Origin of the sequence: Paenibacillus monticola (genome assembly GCF_009664975.1) — a bacterium.
Taxonomy (GTDB): domain Bacteria; phylum Bacillota; class Bacilli; order Paenibacillales; family Paenibacillaceae; genus Paenibacillus_AQ; species Paenibacillus_AQ monticola.
The window spans coordinates 460,259-473,561 of sequence record NZ_WJXB01000003.1 but is presented as its reverse complement, the minus strand read 5'-3'; the positions used below and the strand labels follow the sequence as shown (position 1 = coordinate 473,561).

8 protein-coding genes are annotated in these 13,303 nt (G+C 43.3%); all 8 read left to right on the top strand.

The window, feature by feature from the left end:
- Nucleotides 1-13 precede the first annotated feature (13 nt).
- The 8 genes from GJB61_RS11330 to GJB61_RS11295 all read left to right on the top strand — a co-directional run bounded on the left by GJB61_RS11330 (nt 14) and on the right by GJB61_RS11295 (nt 13,207).
- Nucleotides 14-1,342: a response regulator transcription factor gene (locus GJB61_RS11330; protein ID WP_154118606.1), complete on the top strand. Its 1,329-nt coding sequence runs from the start codon at nt 14-16 to the stop codon at nt 1,340-1,342.
- A 117-nt stretch (nt 1,343-1,459) separates the two neighbouring features.
- The gene (locus GJB61_RS11325) at nt 1,460-2,383 is read left to right on the top strand and encodes a carbohydrate ABC transporter permease (RefSeq protein WP_154118605.1); all 924 of its coding nucleotides are present in this window, start codon (nt 1,460-1,462) and stop codon (nt 2,381-2,383) included.
- Between the two features lies 1 nt (nt 2,384).
- Nucleotides 2,385-3,257, top strand: a complete 873-nt coding sequence (locus GJB61_RS11320; protein ID WP_154118604.1) for a carbohydrate ABC transporter permease — start codon at nt 2,385-2,387, stop codon at nt 3,255-3,257.
- A gap of 127 nt (nt 3,258-3,384) precedes the next feature.
- Nucleotides 3,385-4,854, top strand: a complete 1,470-nt coding sequence (locus tag GJB61_RS11315; RefSeq protein WP_154118603.1) for an ABC transporter substrate-binding protein — start codon at nt 3,385-3,387, stop codon at nt 4,852-4,854.
- A 544-nt stretch (nt 4,855-5,398) separates the two neighbouring features.
- Entirely contained in the window at nt 5,399-8,020 is a 2,622-nt protein-coding gene (gene adhE, locus GJB61_RS11310) for a bifunctional acetaldehyde-CoA/alcohol dehydrogenase (RefSeq protein ID WP_154118602.1), read from the top strand.
- Between the two features lie 261 nt (nt 8,021-8,281).
- On the top strand, nt 8,282-10,543 hold the full coding sequence (gene pflB, locus GJB61_RS11305) for a formate C-acetyltransferase (RefSeq protein ID WP_154118601.1): 2,262 nt from the start codon (nt 8,282-8,284) through the stop codon (nt 10,541-10,543).
- A 169-nt stretch (nt 10,544-10,712) separates the two neighbouring features.
- Nucleotides 10,713-11,450 (top strand): pyruvate formate-lyase-activating protein, encoded by a 738-nt coding sequence (gene pflA, locus GJB61_RS11300; RefSeq protein WP_154118600.1) that lies wholly within the window; start codon nt 10,713-10,715, stop codon nt 11,448-11,450.
- 350 nt (nt 11,451-11,800) lie between these two features.
- Entirely contained in the window at nt 11,801-13,207 is a 1,407-nt protein-coding gene (locus GJB61_RS11295) for an ABC transporter substrate-binding protein (protein WP_154118599.1), read from the top strand.
- Nucleotides 13,208-13,303: the final 96 nt, after the last annotated feature.

The window sequence follows — 13,303 nt, the reverse complement described above, 5'->3', positions numbered from 1 at the left end:
AGGAGATTAGCCTATGTTTAATATTCTGGTTGTGGATGATGAACCGTTGATTTGTAAAGGACTCAGCAGCCTGTTAGCTTCATCTGGGCTGGATATCGAGCATATTTATACTGCACACAGTGGCTTTGAAGCCTTGGACTGTATTCGGATGGAGGAGATCGACCTGCTCGTCACCGATATACAGATGGGTACGATGAGTGGCATTGAGCTAATGCAGCATGCCAAGCTGGCCAAACCGTGGGTGCAGACTATCGTTATTTCAGCGCATGAGACCTTTCAATACGCACAAATGGCTGTAAGGCTGGGGGCCAAAGATTATTTAATCAAACCGCTGAATAGTGAGCAATTTCTGGATTCGGTACGTAATGTGCTGCTTAAGATGAACAAACCCTCACCTGAGCTCGAAACCTTCATGGCAGGGATTGGCGAGAACTTTCGCCTAGAGGAGCCACTTCCGGAGTATAGCGAGCTGTTGAACCTACTGCTCGTCAATCCTGATTCCGTGCTGACTAATGAAGCTGATTTGGGCAAATTGGATGACCTGAACCTGCAGGGGCCTTTTTTCTCAGTGATTAAGATTAAGGCCCCATTGCTAAACGATCTTCAGGAGATTAAATATAATGCTCAAGATAAACTATTAATGCGTTATGCCACCCTGAACATTGCCAAGGAGCTAATGGATCAGGAATGGAACTCCATCGCCTTTTATTCTCCCGAAGAGGAAATTACGGTCATTATTCAGTGGGATGAGAAGAGCTATGAAGAATCTTCGTCCGGTCAGCTCAATAGGCTTGATGTGCTGGGCCGCAGTCTGCATTTTAATATTCATAAATATTTACATCTGCACGCGGTGATCGGAATCAGCCAGATTCTCAAGGGTTTATCTTTCATGGATGTGCTGAACCGTCAGGCCTCCAAGGCCATTCTCTGGAACAAAGAGCATAATGATCATTATGTGTTCTACTATGGAGATTTCAACTGGAATAACTATACGGCTGATCCGTCGGTAGAAGAACTGCATACTCGGAGTAATCTGATCGTGGAGAAGGCCAAGGAATACATTGATGAGAACTATGCCCAAAAAGGCTTGACCATTCATGAGGTAGCCAAGAAGAATCACGTCAGCCCCAATTACTTAAGTTATCTATTCAAGAAGAATACGGGCTTTAACCTGTGGGAATATGTGATCAAGCTGCGGATGGAAGAAAGTCGAGAGCTGATTCTCAATACGGATTTACGCCGGTATGAAATAGCAGAGCGGGTGGGCTATGAATCACCGGAGCATTTCAGCAAAATTTTCAAAAAATACTACGGAATCAGCCCCAGCGAATTGAAGAAGTAAGAACAGTCACGATTGCGGTAGATATAGACATGTTCAGCACCCTTCTCTTTTCCTACAATTTAAGTAGGAGTCATTGTGTGAATAATGGCCTAAAGAAAAGAGGAATGAGGGAGCCTGATGAACCAAACCGTAAGTATAAGCGAGAACCTGCCGGTGAAGCAGGAGAGCAAGCCGTACAAACAAAATCGTTGGAAAAAGAACTTCTGGGGATATTTGTTCCTCCTGCCCGCGATCGCTATCTTTATTATGTTTATGTGGGTTCCTATATTTAAAGGCTTATTGTATAGCTTCTATAATGTAGACTTTGTAAAAGGCAACAGCTTTGTCGGCTTGGACAATTACAGCAGAGCGCTTACTGATCCCGACGTGTTGACGGCGGTCAAGAACACCCTATATTACATGGTGTTAGGTCTCGCTATCGGCTTCTGGGTCCCGATTGCCTTTGCCATCGCGATTTCAGAGCTGCGGAAATTTGGGGGATTTGTACGGGTCGCGGCTTACTTGCCGTTCGTTGTTCCTGGCGTGGTACTCTATGGACTTTGGAGATGGCTGTATGATCCAGTGGGACCGATCAATGCCTTAATAGGTTCGCTCGGTTTGGACCAGGTTGCCTTTCTTACCGACAGCAGATGGTCAATGGTGTCCCTTGTTTTTATGGAGACCTGGCAGCAGTTTGGTTCAGGAATGTTGATCTATCTGGCCGCTGTGCTCAGTATTCCACGGGATTGGTATGAAGCGGCTGAAATTGATGGTGCTGGCGTTTGGGCCCGTATTCGTCATATCACGCTGCCTTCGCTGCGAAATCTCATTATTCTAATGTTGATTTTGCAGATTATCGCGACTTCCCAAGGTTATCAGTCACAGTTGGCTTTGCTGGATGGCGGGCCGAACAATACGACGCTGACCTATGCGCTGCTGATTGTGAAGTATGCTTTTACAAGGCTGGATTATGGAACAGCTACTGCGCTTGGCATGCTGATGTTCATTGTCCTTGGTGGTTTGGGCATCTTACAGTTCAAGCTTAACAAGGAGGACAATTAAGATGAAGAACACGGAAAGAGGCATACTTTCGCAGCATGATCTCAAAAAAACGAGCAACAAAGTAATATACGGAATAATGGTTCTAGTTCTCGTTATTATGGTCTTTACCATGCTGTACCCGATATTAATGACGATGTTCAACGGCTTGAAGTCAAACCAGGAGGTCAACTCGTTTCCACCTCATTTTTTCCCGCAGGAATGGCATTTCAGTAATCTCAAGGACGCCATGAATTATATTGATCTGCCGATGTTCCTCAGGAACACGATATATATTTTCCTCGGAAATATGGTTGTGACACTGGTGGTGCTGGGCATGGCTTCGTTTAGTATATCCCGGATGAATGTGCCCTATAAAAAAGCATTCTACTTCTTCTTCCTCATGACCTTGTTTATTCCGGCGACCAGCTATATGATTCCGAACTTTGTCAATCTGAAAGAACTCGGTCTGCTGAATCAGTATGCCGCGTTCTGGCTGCCTGCTGGCGCGAACACCTTTTATTTTCTGTTGCTGAAGAACTTTTTTGATGGACTGCACCCGGAAATCTTTGAAGCAGCACGCATCGACGGCGCCTCAGAGCCCAGAAGCTTTTTCTCCATTGCGGTACCATTATCCATTCCAATCTTTGCAACACTGGCGATCTTTATTTTCTCTACGGCGTGGAATGACTGGTTCTGGCCATCTCTGGTCATGCATAGTGAGGATAAATATACGCTGGCCACAGCGATCTATAAATACGTCATTAATGTAAAAGCACTCAATACTAACATCAAATTTGCTATTCTTTTTATTGTTACCCTGCCGCCGATCATCGTCTTCCTGGTCTTCCAGAGGTTTATAATGCGCGGAGTCTCGCTGTCAGCAGTTAAAGGCTAGGGAAAGAAATTTCTTAGATGGATCGTAAACCTGCACATGAAAGGAATATAAATGCACCTCGTTTGTAAGCGATTTCTCTTTTATGATGAAGTTGTAAGATAATAATGAATTGAAAAGGGGAGTTTCAATGCGTAAATTTTCCAGCGTGTTAGCATGCCTCCTTGTGACCGGCACATTGTTGTCCGCCTGCGGCGGTAACAATAATAACAACGGTAATGCACAGGGAAACAAGGGAGGGGAAGCATCTCCGGCAGTAACCAATGCCGCAACTGATAACGCCAGCAGCGCAACCGAAGCGCCAACGGATGATATCACCCAGAGAAAAGTAACCATTAAGATTCACTATCCTACGCCTGACCTGACAGAGATAAGAGCACAGGAAGATGACAAGATCAAGCGTTTCCAAGCAGAATATCCGAATGTAGAGATCGTTAAAGATGACTGGCAGTACAATGTAAGTGAAATTGGAGTCAAGATGGCGGCCAATGAAGCACCAACTTTCTTTAACACCTATGCTACTGAAGCAAAATTTCTGGTGGAAAAAGGCTGGGTTGCCGACATTACCGATCTGTGGAATAAATATGAATTCAAAGATCAGATCAATCCGGTGCTGCAGAATCAATTCATTATTGATGGCAAAGTATTCGGGGTCACGCAAAAGGGTTATGTTACAACAACGATGATTAACAAGAAAATGCTCGACGACAAAGGTGTTGCGGTTCCGCCTATGGATTGGACCTGGGACGATATGCTGAATACCGCCAAAGGTGTAGCGGATACCAAAAAAGGCATCTCTGGTATCGCACCAATGGGTAAAGGCAACGAAGCAGGCTGGAACTGGACCAACTTCCTGTTCGAAGCAGGCGGCGATATCCAAAAGATTGATGGTGGCAAGGTTGTCGCAACCTTCAACTCTGATGCAGGCGTCAAAGCACTGGACTTCTACAAAAAGCTGAGATGGGAAGCCAATGCGATTCCTCAGGACTGGGCACTTGGCTGGGGTGACGCTGTAGGCGCATTCCAACAAGGACGTACAGCCATGGTTATGGCTGGCTCCGATGGTGTAATCGAGCAAGCGTTGAATCAAGGTGGAATGAAACCTGAGGATGTGCTTACGTACCCAATGCCAGCTGCTGAAAAAGGTGGCAAACATACCGGTGTACTTGGCGGCGACTATCTGGTCATCAATCCTAATGCCACAAAAGACGAGCAAGAAATGGCTTTTCGCTATATTACCTTCGACTATTTCTCTGACAAAGGCTTAGAAGCACTCGATGCTGTTCTGCAGCAACGCACAACAGACGGCAAATATTTCATTCCGCCGCTTCTGGATTACTATTCCGCAGATTCCGATTTCGGCAAGAAAACAAAAGCCGTCTACGACAAGTATACCAACGTCTACCAATATAGCCCTGACATTATGGCTCTGTTGGATGGCAAACCGGAAGCGCAATACAATACGCAAGATTACTATGCAACAATGTCCAACGTCATTCAGGAGCTGTTCTCCAAAAAAGGCACAGATTCCAAAGCCCAGCTCGATGCGGCTGCTAAGACTGTACAATCGAAATTTTTTGACACCATTAAAGTGGAGTAGTTGTCGAACAGATCCTATAGCCTAGATCGAACTAAAATAAGCATGCCAAAAGCCGGCCCTTTGGGGTCGGCTTTTGGCATGCTTGCTGAAGGCAAGGTAGCATCTTACTCCAAGAACGGATTATATTACATACGGGCGACGCTGCATGGCCTTAGGCAAGAAATGCCTGAGGGTGACTGTTGTTCAATGGTTATACTTATAATTGAACGGGGAAGGATGGTACACTATTAACCTAGGAGGAACTTGGAGGAATGACTGGAAGCAGTTAATATGGCAATCTTATTGCATTCAAAAAGAACAAAGCAGAATCAAGGTAACGCAAAAGGAATAAAGGACTTCAATTTCATAAAAAATGGATTTACAAGTTTGAATAAAATGAAAAAAATGGATTAAAAACCACAATATGATCGAATGAAAGCGCTTTGAAAACGAATCAAATAAAGTTTAAAGTATGTGAAAGATTTCACTATGCATATGGGATAGAATGTGATAGAATGAATTTGTAGAGAAAAACAACTCAAAAATTGACAGGAGGACGAGGGAGATGGCAGTTAAGAATGAAGTCGCCGCCCAAGTTAAACAACCTACCGCTGAAGAATATATTCAAACGGTAGTTGACAAAGCAAAGAAAGCTTTAGCAGAATTCATGTTGCTCGACCAGGAACAAGTGAATAACATTGTTCAAGCCATGGCATTGGCTGGACTTGATAAACACATGTATTTGGCGAAATTGGCTGTCGAAGAAACAGGACGCGGAGTATACGAAGATAAGATCACCAAGAACATCTTCTCAACAGAATATATCTGGCACGGAATCAAGTATGACAAGACAGTAGGCGTTATCGAAGACAACGCTTATGATGCTTTCCAGAAGATTGCAGAACCAGTCGGAATCATTATGGGTATCACACCGGTAACTAACCCAACATCTACCACAATGTTTAAGGCCCTAATTTCCGCTAAGACACGTAACCCTATTATATTCGGTTTTCATCCATCTGCGCAACAGTGTAGTTCCGAATCCGCAAGAATTCTTCGTGACGCAGCTGTTGCAGCTGGTGCTCCTGAGAACTGTATTCAGTGGATCGAAATGCCTACAATGGACAAAACAAACGCACTGATGAACAATCCTGATGTTGCTTTGATTCTGGCAACTGGCGGATCGGCAATGGTTAAAGCAGCTTATAGCTGCGGCAAACCGGCTCTCGGCGTAGGTCCTGGTAACGTTCCTGCCTTCATTGAGAAGAGTGCGGATATCGATCAGGCTGTAACTGACCTTATTCTTTCTAAATCTTTTGATAACGGCATGATCTGCGCATCTGAACAAGCAGTAATCATTGAAGAAGCTATCTTTGATCAAGTGAAGAAGAAAATGATCGCTAACGGCTGTTACTTCGTTAATAAAGAAGAATCGGCTAAGCTGACTTCCGGCGCAATGAACGTGGAAAAATGTGCAGTTAACCCGGCAATTGTTGGACAATCTGCAACTAAGATCGCTGAAATGTGCGGAATTCAGGTTCCAGCTGGCACTAAGATCCTTGTAGCTGAACTTGAAGGCGTAGGTCCGAAATACCCGCTTTCTGCTGAGAAGCTCAGTCCTGTTCTGGCTTGCTACAAAGTAAAAAATGCAGATCAAGGTATCGAACGCGCAGCACAGATCGTTGAATTTGGAGGCATGGGTCACAGCTCAGCTATCCACTCCAACAACGAAGAAGTTATTATGAAATTCTCGCACCGTCTGCAAACCGGACGTATTCTTGTGAACTCTCCTTCTACACACGGAGCAATCGGTGATATCTACAATACAAATATTCCTTCTCTGACTCTGGGCTGTGGATCTTATGGTCGCAACTCGGTATCACAGAACGTTACTGCTATCAACTTGATCAACGTGAAAAGGGTGAACCGTCGTAAAGTGAATATGCAATGGTTTAAAGTGCCGGATAAGATTTATTTTGAAAAGGATTCTACACAATACCTGACCAAAATGCCTGATATTACCCGTGTTGCTATTATCACTGACCCTATGATGGTTAAACTTGGATATGTAGAAAGAGTGGAACATTATTTGCGTCAACGCCAAACTCCGGTAGCCATTGAGGTCTTTTCGGAAGTTGAACCAGATCCTTCTACAACTACAGTTGAAAAAGGTACGGCTATGATGAACAGATTCAAGCCCGACTGCATCATCGCACTGGGCGGCGGTTCCCCAATGGACGCAGCTAAAGGAATGTGGTTGTTCTATGAACATCCAGATGCTGACTTTAACGGACTGAAACAGAAGTTCATGGATATTCGCAAACGCGTTTACAAGTTCCCTGTATTGGGTAACAAAGCGAAATTCGTTGCCATTCCAACAACTTCAGGTACAGGTTCGGAAGTAACATCATTCGCTGTTATCACTGACAAAACTGGTGAAAACCACATTAAATATCCGTTGGCTGATTATGAGCTTACTCCGGATGTTGCGATCATCGATCCAGTATTTGTTTACAGTCTGCCTAAAACAGCTGTTGCCGATACAGGTATGGACGTATTGACACATGCGATCGAAGCTTATGTATCTGTAATGGCTAGTGACTACACTGATGGTCTGGCTATCAAAGCTATTCAGTTGGTACACCAATACCTGATCAAATCAGCTTTGGAAGCCGATAAACTTGCCCGCGAAAAAATGCACAACGCATCGACGCTTGCTGGTATGGCATTCGCTAATGCTTTCCTGGGTATCAACCACAGCTTGGCGCATAAATGGGGCGGTCAATATCACACGGCTCACGGACGCACTAATGCCATCTTGCTACCGCACGTAATTCGTTACAATGCTAAGAAACCAACGAAGTTTGCTTCGTTCCCTAAATACTCGCATTTCATAGCTGACGAGCGTTATGCAGAAATTGCCCGCATTCTGGGATTGCCTGCTCGTACTACTGAAGAAGGCGTAAACAGCTTGATTAACATGATTCGCGATATGAATAAACAGTTGGGTATTGAAGAATCTTTCCAACAACTGGGCTTTGATCCAAAGGACTTCGAATCCAAGGTAGATTACTTGGCTGACAAAGCTTTTGAAGATCAATGCACGACTGCTAACCCTAAGCTTCCACTGGTTTCTGAACTGGCTGAAGTATACCGTGACGCATTCTACGGAAGATTTGAAAACTAATCAACTGTAATTCAGTAAATAATAAAGCACCATGAAATTGGATGAGAGTGACAAATATCACCGAAAAGGTGATATTTGTCACAGTCTTTTTTCAGAAAACAAACTAAAATGTATGTATAGACAAGGTCCCGGTTATGAAGTTTCGATTGTGAAAATTATTACAACCATTTCATATTCTTAGGGATCAAACAAGACGCGGGATTAACCTTCAAGCCTGCGATCTCACAAAAAAAATATAAATATAAATGGAGGGATTTAGCAATGTCGGTGATCGAAAAAGATGTACAAGAGGTTAAGTCGGGATGGCGCGGATTTACAAAAGGCAAATGGTCAAGAAAAGTAAACGTTAATGATTTTATTGAGAAGAACATTTTACCTTACCTAGGCAAGGAAGAATTTCTTGCAGGCGCAACTCACAATACCAAGGAACTTTGGAAACTTGTTTCCGAAATGACTAAGCAAGAAATTGCTAATGGTGGCGTTCTTGATGTGGATGTTAACACTGTATCCACCATTGTATCCCATAAACCTGGATACATTGACAAAGACAAGGAACAAATTGTCGGCGTTCAAACAGATGCACCTTTCAAACGTTCGATCCAACCATTTGGCGGTATTAAAATGATGATCGATGCTTGTAAAGCCTATGGCTTCGAGCTTCCACAAGAAATTGTTGACATGTTCACGAATATTCGCAAAACGCATAACCAAGGCGTGTTTGATGCATATACCAATGAGATGAGAGCAGTCCGCAAAGCAGGTATTATTACTGGTCTTCCTGATGCTTACGGCCGCGGTCGTATTATCGGTGACTACCGTCGTATAGCTCTTTACGGTATTGACTTCCTTGTTAAAGACAAGAAACAAGATCTTCTTAATCTTGAATTGGATTCCATGAGCGAAGATCTAATCCGTCTTCGTGAAGAAGTTTCCGAACAAATTCGTGCTCTTGGCGAACTTAAGAAAATGGCTGAAATGCATGGCTTCGATATTTCCAAGCCTGCTAACACAGCTAAAGAAGCTTTCCAATGGGTATACTTCGGCTACCTGGCAGCGATCAAAGAACAGAACGGTGCGGCAATGTCTCTTGGACGCGTATCCTCATTCCTTGATATCTATGTTGAACGGGATCTTGCTGAAGGCGTTCTGAGTGAAGAACAAGCACAAGAACTGGTTGACCATTTCGTAATGAAACTTCGTATTGTTAAGTTCCTACGTACACCTGATTACAACGATTTGTTCAGTGGTGACCCTACTTGGGTTACAGAATCCATTGGTGGTATGTCAGTTAACGGAGAAACTCGTGTTACGAAGAACAGTTTCCGCTTCTTGCACACTCTTTACAACCTGGGACCAGCACCAGAACCAAACCTTACTGTTCTGTGGTCTGAGAAATTGCCTGATGGCTTTAAGAAATTCTGTGCAAAGGTTTCAATTGAAACTAGTGCCATTCAATACGAGAACGATGATCTAATGCGTCCGATTTACGGCGATGATTACGGTATCGCTTGTTGTGTATCCGCAATGCGTATCGGTAAACAAATGCAGTTCTTTGGTGCTCGTGCCAACTTGGCAAAAGCATTGCTGTACGCAATAAACGGTGGTGTGGATGAAAAGTCCGGCGTACAAGTTGGACCTGAAATGCCGCGCATTACTTCCGATGTTCTTGATTATGATGAAGTAATGTTACGCTTCAAAGCAATGATGGAATGGCTTGCAAAGACTTATGTAAACACATTGAATGTTATTCACTATATGCATGACAAATATTCCTACGAACGTGTTGAAATGGCTTTACATGACCGTGATATTCTGCGGACAATGGCTTGTGGTATCGCTGGTCTGTCGGTTGCAGCTGACTCCCTGAGTGCTATCAAATTTGCTAAAGTAAAACCTATCCGTAACGAACAAGGAATTGCTATTGACTTCGCAACTGAAGGCGAATTCCCTTGCTACGGTAACAATGACGACGCTGTAGACAGCATTGCAGTAGAATTGGTAGAATCTTTCATGACTATGATTCGTAAACATCACACTTACCGTGATTCTCTGCCAACTCAATCAATACTGACAATTACTTCAAACGTAGTATACGGTAAGAAGACTGGTACTACTCCTGACGGACGTAAAAAAGGTGAACCATTTGCACCAGGTGCTAACCCAATGCACGGACGTGACAAGAAAGGTGCTTTGGCTTCCTTGAGCTCCGTAGCCAAATTGCCGTATGAAGATAGCATGGATGGTATCTCCAACACCTTCTCTATCGTGCCAAAAGCACTGGGTAAAGAAGAAGAAGGACGTAAATCCAACCTTGTATCTATGCTTGATGGATACTTTAACAGCAAAGGTCATCACCTGAATGTTAACGTATTTGCCCGCGAACAATTACTGGATGCTATGGAGCACCCAGAGAATTATCCGCAATTGACTATCCGCGTATCTGGCTATGCAGTTAACTTTGTTAAGCTGACTCGTGAGCAACAAATGGATGTAGTTACACGTACTTTCCATGGTGCAATGTAATTTAATTAATAATGATTTTAAATACGCAGTGAAATAGCTGCAAGGCCATACCGCCCTTGTCTCAAGGGCGGTATGATCTTGTTACAAGATAGTTAAAATTTTAAGCTTCTGGCCGCGATATTGGAGAAAAGCAGACTGTTATTCAATCGTGGAGAAAGGATGTCATCATATGGCTAAAGGACGCATACATTCCTTAGAAACCTTTGGAACCGTTGACGGCCCAGGTATTCGTTTTGTTCTTTTCATGCAAGGTTGCTTATTGAAATGTCAGTACTGTCATAATCCAGACACATGGGAATTGAATGATGGCAATGAAATGAGCCTTGAAGAGGTATTGGCTGAGATAGAACCATATCTGCATTACTACCGTTCATCAGGTGGCGGATTGACTGTATCGGGCGGAGAACCAACGCTACAAGCGCATTTTGTAAAAGAACTATTCACCGAAGTGAAGAAGCGCTGGAATTTGCATACTACGCTTGATACAAATGGCTATAACGAAGGCGATAAGATCAATGATTTGTTAGATGTTACTGATTTGGTGTTACTGGATTTGAAGCACATTGATGATGAAGCTCATATTAAGCTGACCGGTAAATCTAATGAACGTACATTGAAGCTTGCTCGTTGGTTGTCAGATCACAATCGTAAGATGTGGATTCGTCACGTCTATGTTCCTGGTATTCATAACCGCGAAGAGGACTTAATTAACTTGGGCCGCTTCATTGGGACCTTGAATGGCGTAGAGAAATTTGAGATCTTACCTTATCATCAAATGGGTATCTACAAATGGCAGAGTATGGGGAAACCGTATGAGCTGGAAGGTGTCCCATCTCCATCAGAAGAAGAAGTGCAACGTGCGTATCGGCTGATTGAAGAAGGACGCAAGCAGACTGCGCTGGTGTAATATATCCAGCATGGAATATAGTACGAGCCGTTCCAACAGTAGTTCATTACTGGGGGACGGCTCTTTTTTTGTTGAAAGATCGAACATGGAATTTATGAATTTATGTTAATTCTAATGTAAAGGTTTTATTACATAATCGGAGAATATTAAAGATGTGGAACGATGAGATTGAAGAATTTACGCTCATTATGTAATTTAAACTTACATAGTAAGTTATAAAAGATGATTGTCAACGCTTACATCAGAGTATTTTATCCCCTCTGTGGATGAATCTTAACCTTACGATAACAAAGATCATTTTCTATAATAAGAAGTGTAAAGGAAATCATAAATAGGGAGGGTCACCAACAATGAAAAAAAGTTTAACTATGCTTTTGTCTCTGATCTTCGTCACCTCTGCTTTATTGACTGGTTGTGGAAGCAACAATAATACAGCAAATAACGCAGAAGGAGACGCCACTGCGACCAACGGAGCGAACGCCACAAATGCGGTTGCAACAGAGGAACCTGTCAGCACTGAACCATTTGAAATGACGATTCGTCATACACAAGTGGGTGCAGACAAACAAAAACGTCTGGCCATCTTGGAGGATGTAGTAGGCAAAGTTCAAGCAGAGGTACCGGGTTTAACGTTCAAGCTGGATGGAGTAGATTCGGATGTGAATCGTAAAGAAAAACTCCGCGGTGAAATGGCGGCAGGGAACCCTCCGGAAATATTCGATCTATTCGGCAGTCCGGACTCCAAGATCTATGCCAAAGAAAGTAAATTGCTGGACCTCACACCTATTCTTGAAGAACTGGGCATAAAAGATAAATTCTCGAACCTGGACCCTTTTACTTATGAAGGTAAGATTTATGGATTGCCTATTGGCGGTTCCGGTGAAGGGTTCTTCTATAACAAAGAATATTATGCTAGCAAGGGCTGGCAGGCTCCAACTACCTTTGCAGAGCTTGAGAAACAGCTAGCTGAAATCAAGGCGGATGGCAAAGTGCCATTGGCTGGCGCGTCCAAAGCAGGTTGGGTACCGCTTATGCTGGCTAACCATTTATGGTCTCGCTATGCTGGACCGGATGTAACGGTTAAATTTGCTACAGGCGAAGCTAAGTGGAGTGACCCAGATGTAATTAAGGGCTTTGCGAAGTATAAAGAATGGATCGACAAAGGATATTTCAAAAAAGGCGAACTCGGCTTCGAGTATGCTGAATATACAACACAATTTACTAGTGGTGAAGCGATTCTGATGTATGACGGTACGTGGAAATCCTCCGTGTTTAAAGCCGGACAATCCGGTGAAGGTTTGATTGGCAAGGTAGGATTCTTCAATATCCCAGCAGTTGACGGTGGTGTTGGTGATCAGACGGCTCTGATGCGGGATGTTAATAACGGTTATGGCTTCTCAGCATCTGCAGAAAAGGATCCTCGTCAATTGGCGGCAGTGAAATCATTCATCAAAAATATGTTCAATGAAGAAATGCAACTGCGTGGACTTGTAGAAGATGGTGTACTGCCTGCTATGAAGATTGATCAAGCCGTATTGACTGCGAATATTACGGATGATCTGATGAGTGAAATTGTTGGTGTGCTTAATAATTCCAAGTCATCATTCCCAGCATTTGACTCTCTTGTTCAGGCCGATGTAACTACTGAAATCAGTAACATTCAAATTCAAAAGCTGATTGGTGGTCAGACTACTCCTGAGAAAATGGGCGCAGCTCTACAAAAGATTCAAGAGGAAGCAAACGCAGCAGTGGAATAGAAATATACGCAAACTGAATGTACCCTGGTGCTTGCTCCAGGGTACATTTTTTGAAATAAAAGAATTTATATGTTTCACGTAATAATTTATCCTTAT

Coding starts and splice junctions, on each gene's coding strand:
- GJB61_RS11330 (WP_154118606.1), top strand. CDS start 14: ATGTTTAATATTCTGGTTGTGGATGATGAACCGTTGATTTGTAAAGGA.
- GJB61_RS11325 (WP_154118605.1), top strand. CDS start 1,460: ATGAACCAAACCGTAAGTATAAGCGAGAACCTGCCGGTGAAGCAGGAG.
- GJB61_RS11320 (WP_154118604.1), top strand. CDS start 2,385: ATGAAGAACACGGAAAGAGGCATACTTTCGCAGCATGATCTCAAAAAA.
- GJB61_RS11315 (WP_154118603.1), top strand. CDS start 3,385: ATGCGTAAATTTTCCAGCGTGTTAGCATGCCTCCTTGTGACCGGCACA.
- adhE (WP_154118602.1), top strand. CDS start 5,399: ATGGCAGTTAAGAATGAAGTCGCCGCCCAAGTTAAACAACCTACCGCT.
- pflB (WP_154118601.1), top strand. CDS start 8,282: ATGTCGGTGATCGAAAAAGATGTACAAGAGGTTAAGTCGGGATGGCGC.
- pflA (WP_154118600.1), top strand. CDS start 10,713: ATGGCTAAAGGACGCATACATTCCTTAGAAACCTTTGGAACCGTTGAC.
- GJB61_RS11295 (WP_154118599.1), top strand. CDS start 11,801: ATGAAAAAAAGTTTAACTATGCTTTTGTCTCTGATCTTCGTCACCTCT.